15 protein-coding genes and 1 pseudogene are annotated in these 19,447 nt (G+C 44.4%); 12 read left to right on the forward strand and 4 right to left on the reverse strand.

The features are described 5' to 3' along the window. The first annotated feature begins 305 nt into the window (after positions 1–305). The 4 genes and pseudogenes from DP120_RS09630 (at position 306) to DP120_RS18710 (ending at position 3,310) form a co-directional block, all read left to right on the forward strand. A complete protein-coding gene (locus tag DP120_RS09630; RefSeq protein ID WP_112223459.1) occupies positions 306–1,355 on the forward strand; it encodes a glycosyltransferase in 1,050 nt (349 codons plus the stop codon). 117 nt (positions 1,356–1,472) lie between these two features. Beyond that, on the forward strand, positions 1,473–1,931 hold the full coding sequence (locus DP120_RS09635; protein WP_112223460.1) for a GNAT family N-acetyltransferase: 459 nt from the start codon (positions 1,473–1,475) through the stop codon (positions 1,929–1,931). Positions 1,932–2,209: 278 nt separating this feature from the next. Continuing rightward, positions 2,210–2,866, forward strand: a pseudogene (locus DP120_RS09640) (Type 1 glutamine amidotransferase-like domain-containing protein). 198 nt (positions 2,867–3,064) lie between these two features. After that, a complete protein-coding gene (locus DP120_RS18710; protein ID WP_276310402.1) occupies positions 3,065–3,310 on the forward strand; it encodes an SDR family oxidoreductase in 246 nt (81 codons plus the stop codon). Positions 3,311–3,954: 644 nt separating this feature from the next. Here DP120_RS18710 and DP120_RS09650 read toward each other — a convergent pair. Continuing rightward, the gene (locus DP120_RS09650; protein WP_112223462.1) at positions 3,955–5,238 is read right to left on the reverse strand and encodes an L-lactate MFS transporter; all 1,284 of its coding nucleotides are present in this window, start codon (positions 5,236–5,238) and stop codon (positions 3,955–3,957) included. A 591-nt stretch (positions 5,239–5,829) separates the two neighbouring features. On the opposite strand from DP120_RS09650, the gene citZ reads away from it, so the two are divergent. Then, positions 5,830–6,951 (forward strand): citrate synthase, encoded by a 1,122-nt coding sequence (citZ, locus tag DP120_RS09655; protein WP_112223463.1) that lies wholly within the window; start codon positions 5,830–5,832, stop codon positions 6,949–6,951. A 330-nt stretch (positions 6,952–7,281) separates the two neighbouring features. Here the strand turns inward: citZ and DP120_RS09660 are convergent, their stop codons facing one another. Further along, on the reverse strand, positions 7,282–8,796 hold the full coding sequence (locus DP120_RS09660) for an acetyl-CoA hydrolase/transferase family protein (protein WP_112223464.1): 1,515 nt from the start codon (positions 8,794–8,796) through the stop codon (positions 7,282–7,284). Positions 8,797–9,705: 909 nt separating this feature from the next. On the opposite strand from DP120_RS09660, the gene bioD reads away from it, so the two are divergent. Further along, positions 9,706–10,410 carry a dethiobiotin synthase gene (gene bioD / locus DP120_RS09665; protein ID WP_165843765.1) on the forward strand — a complete coding sequence of 235 codons (705 nt, stop codon included), beginning with the start codon at positions 9,706–9,708 and terminating at the stop codon, positions 10,408–10,410. Positions 10,411–10,637: 227 nt separating this feature from the next. Continuing rightward, entirely contained in the window at positions 10,638–11,147 is a 510-nt protein-coding gene (locus DP120_RS09670; protein WP_112223466.1) for a YfiT family bacillithiol transferase, read from the forward strand. 63 nt (positions 11,148–11,210) lie between these two features. Here the strand turns inward: DP120_RS09670 and DP120_RS09675 are convergent, their stop codons facing one another. Then, positions 11,211–11,588 carry a YidH family protein gene (locus DP120_RS09675; protein WP_112223467.1) on the reverse strand — a complete coding sequence of 126 codons (378 nt, stop codon included), beginning with the start codon at positions 11,586–11,588 and terminating at the stop codon, positions 11,211–11,213. Positions 11,589–11,830: 242 nt separating this feature from the next. On the opposite strand from DP120_RS09675, the gene DP120_RS09680 reads away from it, so the two are divergent. Then, positions 11,831–12,640 (forward strand): tryptophan-rich sensory protein, encoded by an 810-nt coding sequence (locus tag DP120_RS09680; RefSeq protein ID WP_112223468.1) that lies wholly within the window; start codon positions 11,831–11,833, stop codon positions 12,638–12,640. Positions 12,641–13,046: 406 nt separating this feature from the next. Then, positions 13,047–14,258: a DUF1572 domain-containing protein gene (locus tag DP120_RS09685; RefSeq protein ID WP_112223469.1), complete on the forward strand. Its 1,212-nt coding sequence runs from the start codon at positions 13,047–13,049 to the stop codon at positions 14,256–14,258. Between the two features lie 91 nt (positions 14,259–14,349). On the opposite strand, the gene DP120_RS09690 is transcribed toward DP120_RS09685, so the two are convergent. After that, entirely contained in the window at positions 14,350–15,786 is a 1,437-nt protein-coding gene (locus DP120_RS09690; protein WP_112223470.1) for a carbon starvation CstA family protein, read from the reverse strand. Between the two features lie 436 nt (positions 15,787–16,222). On the opposite strand from DP120_RS09690, the gene DP120_RS09695 reads away from it, so the two are divergent. The 3 genes from DP120_RS09695 to DP120_RS09710 all read left to right on the forward strand — a co-directional run bounded on the left by DP120_RS09695 (position 16,223) and on the right by DP120_RS09710 (position 19,270). Then, positions 16,223–17,311: an acetamidase/formamidase family protein gene (locus tag DP120_RS09695; RefSeq protein ID WP_112223471.1), complete on the forward strand. Its 1,089-nt coding sequence runs from the start codon at positions 16,223–16,225 to the stop codon at positions 17,309–17,311. Positions 17,312–17,694: 383 nt separating this feature from the next. Further along, the gene (locus DP120_RS09700; RefSeq protein WP_112223472.1) at positions 17,695–17,919 is read left to right on the forward strand and encodes a hypothetical protein; all 225 of its coding nucleotides are present in this window, start codon (positions 17,695–17,697) and stop codon (positions 17,917–17,919) included. 457 nt (positions 17,920–18,376) lie between these two features. Continuing rightward, a complete protein-coding gene (locus DP120_RS09710) occupies positions 18,377–19,270 on the forward strand; it encodes an acetamidase/formamidase family protein (protein WP_112223474.1) in 894 nt (297 codons plus the stop codon). Positions 19,271–19,447 lie beyond the last annotated feature (177 nt).

The raw sequence follows: 19,447 nt of genomic DNA on the forward strand, positions 1-19,447 counted from the left end.
TAGCTGATAAAAATGAATCCTCCGATGAAACAGATTGTTTCATCGGAGGATTTTTTTGGTTTAGTAAAATTCCATAGAATAATATAACCATCCTTCAGCTACTGTTCTTTTCCATGAACAACTGGTTTCAGGCGAGGAAGTTTGCTGCTTATGCAAAACAGAACTGTCATGGATTATGGCGCTCATTTCATAAAAGTTGATACTCATTGCAGGAGTTGTGGTCACGCATATAGAAAGTAAGTTGAAATAGAAGTAGGACAAAAAAGGTTTTAGAAGAGACATCGAATAATTGGAGGAGATGGCTTATGTCGGAGAAAACCGTCAGTGTGATCGTTCCTGTTTACAATGCAGAAGCGTTTTTGGAGGAATGCATCAACAGTGTGCTTAGGCAGACGTATCCCGCTATCGAATTGCTGCTTATAAACGATGGATCAACTGATGGGAGCGGGGAGCTTTGTGACCGCTTTGCTGTAGAAGACAGTCGCATCCGTGTAATCCATCAACCGAATGCCGGTCCATCTGTTGCCCGGAATACCGGATTGCAGGCAGTGACAGGCGAGTACATCCAGTTCATCGATTCAGACGATGCCATCCACCCGGAGATGATTGCACGGTTTATGGCCTCCATCGGCAGCCATCCACTCTTGATCTGCGGTTACCGCAGAGTGCTGAAGCAAAACGGCCGGATTTTCCACTCCATCCACAATCCGCTTCCATTCAGCGGCGAGTTTTCAAAACAGGAGTTTCTGACTCTTTTTACCGCGCTGTATCCCAATTTCTTCATTCATTATGCATGGAATAAATGCTATCTCGCTTCCTTCATTAAAGAAGCTGGTCTGCAGTTCAATCCAAATCTGGATTGGGGAGAGGACCTGCTGTTCAATCTGGAAGTCATCGAACGCTGCAGCAGCATCCGGCTCATCGAGGATGAGCTGTATGATTACACCCATTCTAATGCAGATTCGATTACAAGCCAGTATCGTGTAGGTTTCTTCGACAACACGCAGATGATGCAGAGTATGACGCGGGCTTTTTTAAAACGCAACGGCAGTTACCACGGAGAAATGAAAGATGCATTTGAGCGGTATTACATAACACGTATCATGCTTGGTTTTTGGAATTTATTCCACCCGAAGACTTCGCTCACAAAGGAAGAGAAGAAACAGCATATCGTCCGCATCATGCAGGATGATCAAGTGAAGGAAAGCCTGGCCTACTTTTCTAGTGGTGACGAGGAAAACCGCCTGGTGGGTTCCATGATCGCCCAGCAAGAGGTCGGTCAGCTGTATGATTACCTGGCCATGAAAAGCCAGTCGCGGATGCAGCAGGAGCCGAAAGAGGAAAAATGGATTTGATGTAAAGGTTATTTTATTCATCTATATAAATTGATTGGGACAAAAGGGGATTTTAATAGGAAGATCCAATAGAAAGAAGTAACAGCATACAGATTCCAAAAGAAGAGAGGTTGAGATATGGCTAATATCCGAATTTGTCGTTTTGAACCATCTTTCTCCAGTGAAGCGGCAGCGATGTGGCGCTTGAGCAAAGAAAAGGCGATTGGGCAAAAAGAGATCCATTCTTTTGAAAGCCATATCCATTTTTTGAATCATATTTTACCGCAGGATTATGAGATTTATGTGGCGCTCGAGCACGACCGTGTTGTTGGCATTGTCGCTTTCAACTCGGCTGAACTAAATCAGCTTTATGTAGCCGATGACCACCAAGGAAAAGGAATCGGAGAGGCATTATTGAATTTAGCCAAAGAGCATTCTGGCGGCAGTTTATTCTTATATACGTTTGAAATAAATAAGAATGCACAACGGTTTTACGAAAAGCATGGATTTGCAGAAGTTGGCCGAGGATATGAAAATGAAGAAAATTTGCCTGATATCAAATATGAGTGGCGGAGATTTGAGGTGAAAAGTAGCTGAGTGATCATAGAATGCGCTGAGTGATCATAGAACTCGCTGAGTGATCATAGAATCTTCTGAATGATCATAGAATCCAATAAGTGATCATAGAACAGTCAAAACCGCTCATAGAACCGCCGCGCGCACGATGATTTCCACAAAAGAAGGCTTGCGTGACTTCATTTCTAAGAAAAAGCTGAGAAACAGCCGCAAAACGTGCGGTTTCTTGAGTGGGAAGATTAAAAACAGATTTTAGGTTGAATAAAGAATTGGATTGATGTTATTTGCAGGGGGTACACATGGAAACTCATTATTATTTAGGATGGTTCAACGAATACTTTCCAGAGAAGTTGGAGAAGGCGTTGCAGGAAGATATAATAGAACGGAAATCACTTGTGATGATCAGCTCGACTCCAGCCTCTGATGAAATTGATGGATCTGCTGAACGCTCATGGCTGGATCATGCCGGCATTAAGTTTGATGCATACCATTTGATCAATTATCGCGTCCGGGAGGAAGATGCCCAAACGCTGATTCAAAATGCTTCCGTCATTTTCCTATTGGGCGGAGATACTGTTGATCAAAACGGTTTTTTAATGGACTACGGGCTAGCGGATTCAATCTGAAAAAGTGGAGCTATTGTGATAGGGGCAAGCGCTGGGGCGATTAATATGTCGGCGAAGTGGCTGTGCTCAAGAAACTTTGGATATGAAGTCGAGGAGAGCTCGGTTTATAAAGGAATCGGTCTAGGTAATTTTTCCGTCCTGTCCCATTTTGATCTTGAAAATAATATTGAAATGGTTCGAAGCGAACTGTCTCTTTTGTCGGAAGAAATGAATATCTATGCGTCGAACAAGGATTGCGCTCTGCGGGTAAAGGGAGATAACGTCGACATTTTAGGCGATGTCTATTTGATTTCATGTTCAGAGATTCAGAAATTGGATGAGACGATTTGAACTTAATTGTATTGCATCGAAAAAAGTCACTTCTAAATTGAAATAAGACCTGCCCATCCTCAATACGGATGGGCAGGTCTTATTGTGTTTGAGTCTTTTATTTCCCTGCGAAAAAATTAGCTGTAAATTTGACCCCCCTGCGCAGTTAGTATATCGCTCCCTGGGGAAAGTGGATTTTCCATTCATCCTATTCTTTCCATTTACGGCGCGCAAGGCGTTCGCTGCAATGCAATCGCACCGGCACAGGTTGAAACAGGATTGACGCAATCCATCGATAATTACGATATGTTCGGCTTGCAGCAGGCAACCTGCGGTACGAGTTTGATGAACCGCAGCGCATCACCGGACGAAATCGCCAGCATCGCCCTGTTCCTGGCAAGCGGCGAATCTTCCTACATCAACGGCGTAGTCCTGGCAGCAGATGCAGGGTGGAGCGCTTACTGATTTGGTGTTGAAAAAAAGAGTTTCTGTGTTGAAGAGAATTCAAGTTATAAAGTAATTATGTATACGAAATCCGCCCTATTCAATTATAGGGCGGATTTTTTACATTAATAATGGGAAGCCAAGGAGATTCCTTATTGTTCGTTTTTGATGCACAACGTGTATGTTAAAATGAGAATAGAAAATGCCGAAGGAACAATAAGCATTCTACGGAACAATGTAGTTTAAACTGTATTTGAGATCGCTTACTTCTGCAATAAATTGTTTACTATAGTTGGAAATCGCTTCCCAGGGAAAGAAACCATTCTAAACGATTTGGACTATACATTACAATTTATACGCCATACATTGCTATACTTGTTGCATCAACATTTCAGATGTGTTTTTTTCTTTTTATTCATCCATATAAATTGTTTGGGAATTACGTCGCTCCCTGTGGTCGACCCCCTTAGAATGGACACAATATTCATCACCTTCATTTTTACGTCAACTGGCCAATTGACTCTTGATGACCATAGAAAAAAACACCTCCACGTTGATTTATTGGTATTCCCATACCTGTTTTTCAACGAAGGGTGTTTTTATTTGTCTCATTTTTATGTTAGTCTAGCCTTGAATTTTAGGGGCTGTGGCTCTATTAGAGATGATCAGTTTTCACTTCCCAGTTCCAGGCCTCTTGTGTCAGTTGCTTTTTCTTCATTTCGTTCAATCCGTTTAATGTCCATTCGAATGAGCAGAGAGATGACCAAACCGATACTGGTCAGGACAATGAACACATAAAAGACAGGTACATAGCTATCCGCTCTTTCATGGATTTGCGACACAATCGCTGGTCCCAAAATTCCGCCAAGCGACCAGGTTGTCAGCAACAGGCCATGAATGGCTCCTAACTGCTTGGTTCCGAAAATGTCGCCGATAAAGGCTGGCAAGTTTGAGAACCCGCCTCCGTAACAGCTGACCACAACCAATATCAAAGCTTGAAACAGGAGTACGTTGGTGATGCTTGGCAGTAGCGAGAAGGCGATGATCTGTAAAATAAAGAACATCATAAAGACTGTTGGACGGCCAATATAATCGGAGATGGCAGCCCATCCGAGCCTTCCTCCTCCATTGAAAATCCCCATGATGCCAACCAATGTGGCAGCCGCAGCCGCAGACAAGCCGACGAGTTCCTGTGCCATCGGGGAAGCCACGGAAATCATCATGATTCCTGCTGTTGTGTTGATGAGCATCATCGACCAAAGCATCCAAAATCTTCTTGTTTTGACCGCTTGTTTGGCCGTTAATTGAGACAGGTCCTTCTTCATGACTTTCTTTCCGGAATCGATTGCTTTTTGCATTCCATCCGGCATCCAGCCTTGTGGCGGTGGCGCAATATAAGAAGCGCCAAGCATCATCAGGACGAAGTAACTGGAACCGAGAATGTAGAATGTGGTTGTGACTCCGACTGACTCAATCAGACTGGCCGCAACAGGTGCTGTAATCAGTGCGCCAGCTCCGAATCCCATGACTGCCATACCTGTCGCCAACCCGCGGCGGTCAGGAAACCATTTGACGAGAGTCGAAACCGGTGAAATATAACCGATTCCTAATCCGAGTCCACTCAGCAAGCCGTAAGTGAGTAAAAATAGCGGCAATGAATCGATTTGGGTGGAAAATCCTGCACCGGCTTGACCCAGGCCAAATAGTACGGCGGCTAACATCGCGGATCTTCTCGGACCATTCCTCTCTACGAAACTTCCGAAGAAAGCGGCCGATAAACCGCCGAGCGCCATCATAATTGTAAAGGCATATGTAACTTCTGTTGTGGACCAGCCCATTGCATCGCTGATTGGGTATGTGTATACACTGTAGGCATATGCTGCCCCGATCGATAAATGAATTGCGATGGCTGACAAAGCAATCAGCCACCTATTTTTTGATGTTTTCATAAATACATGCCCCTTTTTTTGAAATAGTTTGACTTATTCGTTTTTTAATTGCTCTTAAGAGATTACATTGGATTTCATAATAAAACAAATCTTTTTTTCCAATCTTCTTTAATATTTGGAAGGGTTTTCATTTTTGAGCCTTGGCGCTCTAAGCTTCACACGATTCAAAGAAATTTTTTCTTTCTCCAATAAAGTTATTGTTCAATACTATTGAAAATAACTAATTCCAAAAAAACGGCAGGGAATAGCCAAAATCTATGGGGGTTTCACCAACATCCCTGTTTTCGCACACACCGTTATTTAAATACGCAAAAATATGCTGCTTCAGCAATTAATATTACTGCTTCATTCAATTATTCTCTTATCCGCACATTTTAACTCTATAAGAAAAAAAGATAAGTTACAATTATCTAATAATTAACACAAATAAATATTCTTTCATTCGCTCAACAGCGTAGTGTTGAATTTTCTTTTTCAAGCAGATGAAAGCGCTTCCTGAAGAATTGGAGTTTCTGGAAGTGAACAACAAAATGAATTTTGATTGACCAGTGATTATTCTCTCAAAATAACTAATAAGAAGGAGCGATTTTAATGACACCAGCAACTACAAAAGGGTTAGAAGGAATCGTCGCTACACAATCAGCCATCAGTTCGATTATTGATGACACACTTACATACGTTGGCTATGATATCGACGACTTAGCGGACAACGCCAGTTTTGAAGAAGTGATTTACTTATTATGGCACCAGCACCTGCCCACGGCGGATGAGTTGTCAAAACTGAAGCAGCAGCTGGCGGACGATATGTCCGTGCCTCAAGCGGTATTGGATCACTTCAAAACATATGATATTAAAAACATTCACCCGATGGCAGCGCTTCGCACAGCCGTTTCGATGCTTGGACTGTTCGACGAGGAAGGGGAAGAAATGAACCCGGAAGCGAACCGCCGCAAAGCGGTCCGCATCCAGGCGAAAATTTCGACTTTGGTAACGGCGTTCGGACGTATCCGCAACGGCCAGGAGCCAGTCGCTCCAAAAAGGGATTTGAGCTACGCGGCGAACTTCCTGTACATGCTGTCCGGCGAAACACCGACCGACCTCGAAGTGGAAGCGTTCAACAAAGCGCTTGTCCTTCATGCTGACCATGAGTTGAACGCGTCGACGTTCACGGCGCGTGTGGCAGTGGCGACACTTTCCGATGTCTACTCTGGCGTAACCGCGGCAATCGGCGCGCTGAAAGGCCCGTTGCACGGCGGCGCAAACGAGCAGGTGATGAAGATGCTGACGGAAATCGGTTCTGTCGATAATGTTGAATCAGTAATTAATGAGAAATTGGCGAACAAAGAAAAAATCATGGGCTTCGGCCACCGCGTCTACCGTAAAGGCGACCCGCGTGCGAAACACCTGCGTGAAATGTCACAGAAATTGACAACAATCCGCGGCGAAGAAAAATGGTATGAAATGTCGATTAAAATCGATGAAATCGTGACAGGGCAGAAAGACCTTCCGCCGAACGTGGATTTCTATTCGGCTTCAGTCTATCATTCTTTGAACATCGATCACGACCTGTTCACGCCGATTTTTGCGGTGTCCCGCACATCAGGCTGGCTGGCGCACATTCTGGAACAGTATTCAAACAACCGCCTGATTCGCCCGCGCGCCGAGTACAATGGTCCCGGCATGCAAACGTATGTACCGGTTGATGAAAGGTAATTCCAGGGAACCCAAGAGCTTGTGACTTCCGAGTTGAATCCCCATTAAAATGGATTTGCTGTGTAGAATTATTGAAATACTGTTGTGAACATAATAACTACTGTCTACTGCCTCAAATATAGAATTAAGCCTGGCTCTCAAATTCGTGAGCCAGGCTTATTATATAGAAGGAAATGAATCAAAAGCTCTGTGAAAATTATCCCTGCCATAAAAAAACACCTCCGATTTCAGTACTTGCGTTAAATGTACCGTTTCGGAGGTGTTTTAGTTTGTTTCATTAAATTATGTCAGCTATCTCCGCATAAGTGACCAGCTGGTTTTTATTTGCCATTAAATAGGCTGTTCTTTTTTCTGCATCATTGTGCCGTTTTGCGCTAAACTGGCGTGCCATGAGAAAGCTTTTTCCAAAACGTGAGGCGTTTGGCCACCACGGGTCAATGCTTCATCATAATATTCCCGCATTTGAGCGCGGTATGTTGGATGCACACAGTTTTCAATGATGACTTCTACACGCTCACGCGGCGCCAGTCCGCGAAGGTCCGCATAACCCTGTTCTGTCACCACGACATCGACGTCGTGCTCGGTGTGATCGACATGGGAAGCAAACGGGACAATGCTCGAGATGTTGCCGTTTTTGGCTATCGATTTCGTAACAAAAATAGCCAAACGAGCGTTGCGGGTAAAATCACCGGAACCGCCGATGCCGTTCATCATTTTCGTGCCCGACACATGCGTCGAGTTGACATTGCCGTAAATGTCGAACTCCAAAGCTGTATTGATTGAAATCAAACCGAGACGGCGGATGATTTCCGGATGGTTGGAGATTTCCTGTGGACGCATGATGATTTTATTGCGGTAATTTTCGAATTCGCCGAAAACCTGCTCCATTTTCGGTTCTGATAACGTGATTGAACAGCAAGAAGCGAAATTGACTTTTCCTGCATCGATCAAGTCGAAGACGGCGTCCTGCAGCACTTCTGAGTAAACTTCCAAATCTTTGAATTCAGAATCGATCATGCCATGAAGCACCGCATTGGCAACCGAACCGATGCCCGATTGCAGCGGAGCCAGTTTTTCAGTCAAACGGCCAACGCGGATTTCCGAACGGAAGAATTCCAGTAAATGATCAGCCATGATTTTCGTGTCTTCATCCGGCGGAACGATATTTGACGGCGAATCTTTCTGCTCCGTAAAGACGATTCCTCTGATTTTTTCCATATCAACCGGAATCCCGATTGTGCCGATGCGGTCATCCACTGATGTCAATGGAATCGGCGATCGTTCTCCTTGTTTGCCTGTATCGTAAATATCATGCAGCCCTTCGAACAATTCCGGCTGCGCCAGATTGATTTCTACTATAATATTGCGTGCGTGCATTGCAAAGATGGCCGAGTTGCCGACAGAAGTTGTCGGGATGATCATTCCATCTTCTGTGATGGAAAGTGCTTCTATGATCGCAAAGTCGACCGGTTCGATAACGCTTGATCGAATCCATTCCGCTGTATGCGATAAATGGTGGTCAACGAACAGCATTTCACCTTCGTTGATCTTTTTGCGCATTGCTGGTTCTGCCTGGAAAGGGAGGCGTTTGTTGACAATTCCTGCTTCGGCAAATAATTTATCGATATCGGAACCTAAAGAAGCTCCTGTAAAGACATTCACTTTAAAACTTTCTGTTTCAGCACGCTGCACTAATGCAAATGGGACCGCTTTCACATCTCCGGCTCTTGTAAAACCGCTTAGTCCAAGCGTCATGCCGTCTTGTATCCATGAAGCCGCTTCTTCAGGAGATACAAGACGTTCCTGCAGCTCAGCCGCTTTGATTCGTTCAAGGTTCTTTTCCATATATATCACTCGCTTCCGAAAATTTTTATAAGTGCTGCTGTTTCTAAATGAAGAATGAAGCGTTTTCATTCTGCCGCATAAAAAATATCTACCTCACCACAGTAGAAGAGACCATAATCTAATAGTTAATTATTTGATAATTGTAACTTATTCTCTTTCCAAATCTGGATCAAGCGAGTGGAAAAGTGTTTATCTGCGTGAAGCAGAAAATCTATTGACCAAAGCAGCATATTTCTACTTCCGCTGACTGAGACTTCGTTGGAATGTCAGTTAGCAAGAAGTATGAAGGTCTGAAAAGAACTATATTGTTTTAAAGGCAATCCCCTTTCCCTCTGACTAAATAAAGAAAGAAGGTAAATTTATGTCTGTGTTATTTGAACCTGTCCGGATTGGTCAGATAGAACTGAAAAATAGACTGAACTTGGCCCCTGTGCAACAACTCCACCAGTGTGGCAGAGGATGGTCGATTGTTCCTGGATGATATTGGGGTTTTTTTCAGATGCGCATATCCCCCGGTTATCAGGCCCCTTATGCCAATAAAATTAAAAAGGCGACAGGCGTGCCTGTCATTGCGGTGGGCTGATTCATATAAAAGAATTGGTGGAAGAAATAGTGGCATCACAGCAAGCTGACTGCATCGCCATCGGGAGACTGTTTTTAGAAAACCCGGCGTTTATTGAAGACTGAGCTGAAGAATAATTCAAAAGTGCTTTATGTCGAACCTAATTGTTTCGTTCCCAGGGAAGCGAATTCCGCTTCTTGCTGTTTTTAGTTGCTGAATAATACGAAACGGCGGTCTTCCTCAATGAAAATTATACTGAGAAAAAGTGAAGTCATTTATACAAAAGGTTGTTCTTAATTAAAGTAAATATGCTACACTATTGCTAATTTAAGTAAGGAGTGATTTGTTTGTCTGGGATTTTTATAACTGGTACCAGCTCTAATGTTGGTAAAACCGTCATTACCACGTGTCTTACATACGCATTTCGAAAACGGAATATAGATGCGGTTCCCTATAAACCAGTACAATGCGGAGCAATTACGGAAGGTGAACAATGGCTGGCTCCTGATGTAGAACTTTATCGGAAAGTTTATAATCCAAAAGAAAATGAGCAGCTTAATTCTTTTCTTTATGAACCACGTTTTTCCCCTCATTTTGCTGCGCAATTAGCTGATGCCCCCATTGATCCACAGGTAATTAAAAGTAATTATCATGCATTACAAGAGGGGCATGAATTGGTACTGATAGAAGGAGCAGGGGGACTGGCCGTTCCTTTAATTGATGAGCAGTATGGAACACCAGAGCTTATTAAAGATTTGGACATACCAATTGTGATTGTCACCCAAGCCAGTGTGGGGACATTAAACGCTACTGCATTAACTGCTCACTATGCTCAAAGTAAAGGCCTTAACATAATAGGTATCATAATAAACGGCTATCCGGACAATCCAACCGAAGGAATTAAAGATAACCTCACAATGATTGAGAAAGTAACAGGAATACCAGTCATTGGAATTGTTCCTCAAATCGCTGATGTGGAAGCACGACTAGGTGAAGAGGAAGTGTTGGAAAAACTGATAGGTGGAATTGATTTAGATAAACTCTATTATTAATCTCTTTATCCAATAAAGCATTTGAGTATCGAGCGCTTAAAATAAAAGATACAAACTGCCGGATAATGTTGGAATTGCACCCGGTTAACTAATTTCATTTTTAGTCTTGCAGTTGGTAACCCAGTTTTTGATGCACCAACTGCCAGTTTACAAAATCTGGCCCCATTGGTATATTGAGCGTGAACAGGATAGTCACCAAATACGGATAAGGGAAAGAGGTTGGAAAAATGGACGTAAAGTTTCCTATTGGACCATTACAGGTTCCTGACAACGTGAAAGCTGAACATATCCAGGAATGGCTCGAAAAAATCGGCAGTTATACGGTGCGGCTGCGGGAAGCGGTCGACGGATTGAGCGACGAGGAATTGGCCAAAAAGTACAGGGAAGGCAGCTGGACTGTGCGCGAGCTAGTGCATCATATTGCGGATTCTCAGCTCAATATGTATCAGCGCCTGAAGTTGGCTTTGACGGATGACAATCCGACGGTTCCCGCTTTTGACCAGGAAAAATGGGCGGCGCTTCCGGACAACGATTTGCCGGTGGAAAGTTCAATCCGTATGCTGGAAGGGTTGAATGAACGGATTGTCTCACTGGGGCAGCGTCTGCCGGAAGAGGTATTGGACCTCGTCTTCACCCATGAAACGAATGGTGAAATCAGCGTCGCGACGAAACTAGCTAAGCTGTGCTGGCACGAAGAACACCATCTGGCGCATATTCAGATTGCTTTGGAGAATTAAAATAGAACGACAAAACCGCCGACGGAGAGTTATCCGTTCGGCGGTTTTATTTCGGCTCTGCCATTACATGATCATGAAAAAGTAGATGATCACCATGATAATCATGATGGCGAGCATGGAAGAAATTAAGGTGATGTGGATGTCGGAAGGATAGAAGGTTTCATTGATAATCTGCTGCCTTTTCTTCTTGTAGTTCTGGGTGGCGGAAAAGATGATCATCAGCCCGAAAATACAAGAGAAAATGCCAAGGATGATCGTGAAGATATCGACAAACTGATTGCGGATGACACCCATCGTGAAATGGAGACTTGTTGCAAGGAAGCCGACACCGACAATGGAAATGCCCGTCCGGATCCACGCAAGATACGTGCGTTCGTTTGCGAGATGCTGCTGGGTGAAAAGCAATTGATTTTTAGGTTCTGGACGTGAACGCCGAGCCATCGATTCCACTCCTTTCAAGACGATTCATTTTCTAATTGTGCCATTGGGGGGTTGTTTAGGCAAGGAAGGCAGCCGGGAATCGTAGCATCCCTGAACCGCTGGCCGGAGTTATTCCGTTCGGCGGTTATTTCTTTGGCAATATTTTGCAGGAAACTGTTTTGATGGACAGCCAAATCGGGAAGAGGTAACGAAGAAGGAATATTAACGGTATTTAAACTATCCATCGAGAGGATGAATCCATTATGGATGAAAGCAGATTGAAGAAAGCGAAAATCTTCACGATAGTGAATCTGGTGCTTTATTTTTTGACGTTAGGAGTCAATTACCTCGGCTCTTCCGGATTCTTTAATGGACAGAGCCAGGGGGACATCTCCGACCAATATTTGACGTTGATATCTCCGGCACCTTTTACATTTTCTATTTGGGGTGTCATTTACACTTTGGTTCTGATTACTTTGGTCTATCTGTTTATCAAACGGAAAGATGCGAGAGTCAGCAAGCTGGTCTTGTTAATCTCGCCATGGTTTATTGTGCTTTCATTCTGTAATATGGGCTGGATCGTTGCATTCTCTTATGAACGATTGGGAATTTCTACGATTTTAATCATCGGTATGTTGTTCTCGTTGCTCCTCATCATCGGGAAAATCTATACACATCGCTTTGAAGTCCCGTCGACGCTGGCAGGACTCAGCTTCACGCTCTACTGTGCGTGGGTGACGATTGCGACTGTCGTCAATACCTCGCTGTTGTTAGTGCAGCTGGACTGGAACGGTTTCGGCGTTTCCTTTTCGGTCTGGACGCTGATCATTTTGGCGGTTGCCATCGCATTTGTGCTTATTTATATCTCCCGGTACAAAAACGCTGCCTTCCCGCTTCCTTTGGCCTGGGCGTTCTTCGGGATTTATGGATCATACATGAGCGGACGAGTCGACCCCGAGTTATCGACAGCCATTCAATGGTTACTGGTTGCCGGCATCGTAATCTTTTTAATCGCGGCGGTGTGGAGATTCATCAAGAACGGCAATGCCCTTTTCCAGCAGCGTACGAGTTAAGAGTGTTATGGCAATAAAATCTGCAATTCTTTATCTTGTATAAGAAGCGTTTGATGAATTAATAATGAAGCGGATTCTGTCGTTTCAGGAGAATCGCTGATAAACGCTTAATAATCGCTGATAAACAGGAAAAAATCGCTGATAAACGTCGAAAAATCGCTGATAAACCATCAAAAATCGCTGATAAAATGAGAATCGACGATAAACGGTGAAAAATCGACGATAAACCTCGAAAAATCGACGATAAAACCACAAAAATCGACGATAAAATTTTACGTCACCAAATATGTGAGCCCGACCGGAATTCCGGTCGGGCTCACATATTTTCGCTTTTAATTAGAATAAAAGGGTATGGTAAATTAACGTGTTACTGCACTCAAAGCAACTTCAAGAAAGAGATGAGATTATGACTTTAGAAATTATACTTTTGATAGCAGCGATTTTATTGATTGCGGGAGTTGGCCTGCTGGTTTATTTCAATAGTAGAAAGTCTGTGCCCAAAGCTGATGAACAGGTTAACGAAGCTGAAACCGTCGATAACGAACCGGATCCATACGCTGAATTTATGCCGCATGTGTCGGAAGTGGAAAACGAAGAGAGCATGAAAAGCGGGTACCGGAAAATCGAAGTCCCGGCCGTTCTGAAATCCGATATCCTGAAAACGTTGTCGGCGGGTGCGATGGTCATCCGTGACCGCAAAACGTATAAGGTGGAGTTCAGCCCGGAAGTGGTAAAGGGATTGAAAGATAAAAGCATGACGCTGATTGAAAAAGCAGACGGCAAGGGATATCTGCCGGCGGTGAAGAAAGAAGGCGCGGCAGGCATCTATAAACAGGCGGTGCTCGTGAAGCATATCAATCCGGCACTCGTGGTGCAGGCGAGTGCGAATTTGCTGACGGCTGTGGTCGGCCAGCAGCAATTGATGGAAATCCAAAGTTCGTTGAAGAATATGGGCGAGAAATTGGATACGATCATTCAGCACCGTGACAACGACTTTTTCGGAAGGACCGAATCGCGTTTTATTTATTTCAGCGAAATCATTGGCCGCTTCCGGACCAATGGGATCATGCTCGGCGGCGTGGAGGATCAGAAGATTGAAGATTTCTATACGGCCGCGCTGCAGGATTTGAAGGTGTTGAATAAAGATTTGAAAGGCATCGGCGAAAGCATCGACCGTTTGAAGGAGCATGAAACGATCCGCAAATGGGGAGAGGCCGCCGTCATCAAGGATTACAAGAAGCTGATCGATGCCTTCAACAGCAAACAGGAGCTGGTGCTGCTGAACATCAAGTTCATTGAGGAATGTTACGGGCCTTACCTGACGACCGTCCGGAATTACGAGGACACGGCAGCGAAGTCAGATACGCTGAACGATGTGATTGCCGAAAACAATCACATTGTCGGAGTCATTGAAAACAAAGTCGAGAAAATCGAAGAAAACTACAGAGTGAAATTGAATTTCGGTGTGAAGGCGCTGAAATACAGAAACCTGGAAAGCTTGAAAGAAGTCGCTCCGCTGAGAATCAGTCAGCAAAAGCCAGCATCTCAAGAGGTTCCTTCGGAGATGCTGGTGGAACTTGCGGATGATGAGAAAGTGTACGCGTATGTGCCGAAATAACCCGACTATACCGGAAAAGAACACAAAAAGATGACCCCGGCAAAATTGCCGAAGTCATCACTTCACACCCTGATTACAGGGTGTGTTTTTATTAAACTGCTTCATACTCAGAATCCACTTCTTTCGAAGGGCGATGTCTGATGATCTGTGCTGCATACCACAGGACTACCGCCAGCGTGATGACTGAGCCGATGATTGCGGCAATATGGTATTCCATGTTCAAGCCTTCAGGTGCATAGAAGATGTACATGGAAACGACGCCTGTCATGAAGACTGCCGGCACGCCGCTGATCCAATGGAATTTATAGTTTTTCAACAGGTACATCGTCGCTGTCCAAAGCATGAACGTGGCGACCACCTGGTTGGTCCAGCCGACGTAGCGCCATAGGAATGTATAATCGATTGTGGCCATGAAGAAAGTCGGGATAGCCAATGGGATGGTGATCAACAGGATTTTCAGTTTCCCATCCGTCTTGTAAAACTTCGATACAAGTTCGCCTAAAATCATCCGTGATGAACGAAGTGCCGTATCACCAGTCGTGATTGGCAGGATGATAACGCCGAAGATCGCCAGAATGCCGCCCATTGTGCCAAGCAGCGTAATTGAGATTTCGTTGACGACGCCAGAAGGCCCGCCAGCTGCAAGTGCTGCACCGAGGCCATCCGTGCCGCTGAAGAATGTCATGCCGGCAGCCGCCCAGATCAAAGCGATGACACCTTCGATTACCATTGCGCCATAGAAGATTTTGCGGCCATCCGTTTCCTTTTTCATTGTGCGGGCAATAATCGGGCTTTGCGTACAATGAAAACCTGAAATCGCTCCGCAAGAAATAGTGACCATCAGCAACGGCCAGATCGGTAAATCACCTGGATGCAGATTGCTGAACGTCAGGTTGGGCATCGGTTTGCCGGAGAATACCAACGCTACTGCCACCGCAATCGCCATGAACAATAGAATGGCGCCCAATAACGGATAGATACGTCCGATAAGCTGGTTGATCGGTAAAATTGTTGCCACAATGAAATAACCGAAAATAAGGACTAAAGCCACCATGAAACTGACTGGTGTGATTTGGGCAATCAATTGCGCCGGCCCTGCCGTGAATGCGGCAGCCACCAACAACATCAACACTAAGGAAATTCCGTTGATAAAAGCTTTTGCATGCTTGCCTAGATAACGGCCGACCAGGGAAGGGAACTGGGCGCCGCCGTGCCGCATTGACATCATGCCGGAAAAGTAATCGTGGACAGCTCCTGCAAAAATGCAGCCGACAACGATCCAGATAAATGCCACAGGGCCATACAATGCGCCTGCTACAGCTCCGTAGATCGGGCCAAGTCCAGCGATGTTCAGCAATTGGATCAAATTGCCTTTCCACCAGCTCATCGGGACAAAATCGACATTGTCTCCTTGCGCATAAGCGGGAGTTGGCGTTTGATCATCGACTCCAAATACCTTTTCGATGAACTTCGAATAAAAGACGTACCCCAAAATCAATAGAGCAAGTGCAGCGAAAAATGTAATCATAATATTCCTCCTCTTTCGGTTATGCGATATATCGTATACACATAATACCACCAATTTTGAAAAATGGAATATAATATTTCGAAAAAATTAAATTTTCTTTTTATTTATTTTCAGCGAAAATAAAAATTTTGTATTGAGCAGATAATGTAAGCGTATTCTTTGGTTAAGCGTGATTTTAAACACTGCTATTTTCTGAAGTAATTCGCAACAGCTTTGTACTTTATTATTTCAAGATATAACTTACAGAGGTTTTTACTGGCCAGAAACGTCTAAAGAAAAGTAAGGAAGACAAAAATATCCTGGTTGCCGCATAAGCGATTTTGCGCTTGGTGGTTAATTCGCGTGAATCCGTTTAACCTGCTCTGTAAACGGAAATGTGAATACTAATGACTGGAATTGAGGGTTTTATCTCTAAAAATATCAAGGAGGTTATTTGATGAAAAGAATCCCGCACTCACGTCTTGCAGAGCTGGAAGATGCGGATTTCCACACTTTGAAAGCCACACCGGAAACGGTGCACTGGGGTTATTTCGATAATAGTATGCAGGCGGCACTGACCATCGACTCAGGAGATCTTGTTTACGTGGAGACGGTGACTCATCATGCCGGAGACGCACCCGAATTGATGATGGATGAAGGGATAAAGAAAATTTACGATACGATTACGGAAGATGAACGCAAACCCGGTCCGCATCTTTTGACGGGGCCGATTGGAGTGAAAGGCGCGGAGCCGGGGGATGTGCTTGAAGTTCAGATTCTGGCGCTTGAACCGCGTCTGCCGTATGGCTCCAATCTGGCGGCACCGTGGGGTTATTTAGCTGATGACTTCAACAATGAAGAGAGGGTCACCATTTATAAACTCGATGCAGAAAAAAATTGGCTGACGGCCCAGTTTGCTTATCAGTATCCTTCGGATTATTATGTAGCCGGCAAAGTGTATCAGCCTGATGAAGTGAAACGGGTCGAAGCTCTCAGGAATTTGCAGATCCCAGCGAGGCTCCATGTCGGAACGATTGGCGTGGCACCTCCGTGGAACGGCAAAGTTGATACCACTCCTCCGGATATTCATGGAGGCAATGTGGACAATTGGCAGATTGGTGAAGGCGCGACGATGTATTATCCTGTCCACGCGGATGGCGCTTTGCTGTCGCTTGGTGATTCCCATCTGGCACAGGGCAATGGCGAATTGAGCGGCACCGCTGTCGAAACATCGCTCAACTGCCTCATCAAAGTAACATTGCGGAAAGATTTGTCGCTTTCTCTTCCGGTTCTGGAAACGGAGGAAGCCTGGATGATCCATGCGTTCCATGAAGATTTGGACGAAGCTGTCAGAATCGGTTCCCACGAAACGCTGAAGTTTCTCGAAACCTATTATGGCATCAGCAAGGAAGACGGCTACTCGCTCATCAGCACGGCTGCGGATATCCATATCACGCAAGTCGTCAACCAAAACAAAGGAATTCATATCAGCATCCCTAAAAAAGTAATTATGCCCAATACGGATTCGAATGCGAAACCTGATTGAGCTTGAAAAATAATTGTGCCCTCCCAGAAAAGTACAATGAGAAGCCGCACCGGATAATGAAAGGTGCGGCTTCTTAAGAAAATGACGTACACAATCTGGATGGTATAGCTGTACAAATCATCCCCCCATTTCGATGCCATTATGGCTGTTTACGGAAGTAACCGACTGAAAACCTTCAGTTGAAGAACTTCTTTCCATGTCCATCGATAGTCTCCTCCTGGTTTTGAAATTCACCACTTCTTTTCCCAGTAAGGTATAAAATAAACTATAGTTACCATATAATTGTGCCGCTCCCTGGCAGGCGGTAACCTGGGAATGATTCTGAAGGATTTTAAAGGATTATATACAAATATCGAGAAATTGAACTTTAGGGAGGTAAAAACATGAAAAAATTCGTCATCCAATATACCCTGGAAAAAGGTCTCTCGGTGGAAAGGACGATAGAAGCGGAATCGAGGGAAAATGTGGCGGCCATGGCATTATCGGAACAGATTGTCCAGTTTGAGGATGTTTTCGGAGAACTGAATCTGTTTAATAAAGACGACATTAAACTAGTGAAGATAAAAGATTATATTGAGCCTGTCAATACTTCCAGAAGGGGTGGCTAATGATGCCACTTTTTTTGATTCCGAAAAACCGTGACTCTATAGAAAAATCGCCCTATTCTTTATTCGGGATGGGCCTGTTAGGTAGCCCTAAAGCTTATCTTGGCACAGCCGTTTCTCGCTTCCCAAATTTATTGCTGCTTCAAGGTCCCAATACCGGGAATGGCCACACATCGGTCATTCTCATGATAGAGGCGCAAGGGAATCATCGAGAATATATTGGCTCTAGTCGGACGAATTCACAATTCCGGTGAAAAAATTTTGGTCAGTCGAAATCGCTTTCCTCGAAAAGAAACAATTCTAAACGTTTTTGACGATTCACTGCAATTCATATTCTAACTACTACCATGTCTGTATGAATAATTTTTCATGCTGTGACTTTTAAGTTACATTAAGGAGTATAAATTGTTTGGGAATTGTATCACTTCCTATGAATCGTAGTTAAAAAGGATGGTAAATGATGAAGCATTTTTCGAGCAACCGAACAATCACTTCTTTTTCGAGTCAGCACGAGCCCGTTTATTTTGCTGAATTGGGTGAAGTCGTGGAAATCGAAACAAATGACTGTTATGACGGCCAAGTGAAAACCGTGGATACTCTCCGTGGAGATTTTGACAGGAGCCGGTTGAACCCGGCTACTGGTCCAATCTACATCAACGGCATGCAAAAGGGAGATACCATGTGCGTGGAAGTGCTGGACATTAAAACGGGCAATTACGGAATTATGATGGCCGCACCGGGTCTTGGACCATTAGGCAATTCCGTCTCGGGCTCTTCGACAAAAATTCTGCCTGTATACGAAGACCATGTTGAGTTCAATGAAAAGATCAAGATTCCCCTGCAGCCGATGATCGGGGTGGCCGGTGTTGCGCCGGCAGAAGGAGAAGTTTCAACGGCGGCTCCAGGAACTCACGGCGGCAACCTTGACACGAAAGACATTAAAGCCGGCAATAAGTTATACTTGCCTATTTTTGTCGAAGGGGCTTTAGCTGCTTTTGGCGACCTGCACGCAGCCATGGGCGATGGGGAGTTGAGCGGAACCGGCATTGAAACAAGCGGTGTCATCCAGGTGCGGTTTACGAAGGTTCCTTTCACCATTGGGAATCCGATCGTTGAAGATGATAAGTTCCTTTACTTTATCGCTTCCGCCGAATCTTATGAAAACGCCATCCATACGGCCTTGCTTCAGACAACAAACCAGTTGGCGAGCTGGCTGGATTTATCGTTTGAGGACAGCTACCGACTATTGAGTGCAGTTTGTGATCTGAAATTCAGTCAGATTGTCAATCCGCTTGTTACCGTGAGAATAGCAGTTCCTAAATCGTTACTTCCTGAGTCTTCTCAATGGGAATAGCACCTTTGATCAAGGTCTGAAAATCACTTCCAAGGAAAAAAGTAAGTCTAAAATTTTTACAAGAATTTACAATTTGTATCACTAGATTTAAATCGTATATCAGGGAAGATGCAACTATTCCAACCGATTATGACTGTACAATTCAATTTATATTCCATACATCAGCACCCCCGTTGC

The organism is Planococcus halotolerans (genome assembly GCF_003289955.1).
In the GTDB taxonomy this organism is placed as follows: domain Bacteria; phylum Bacillota; class Bacilli; order Bacillales_A; family Planococcaceae; genus Planococcus; species Planococcus halotolerans.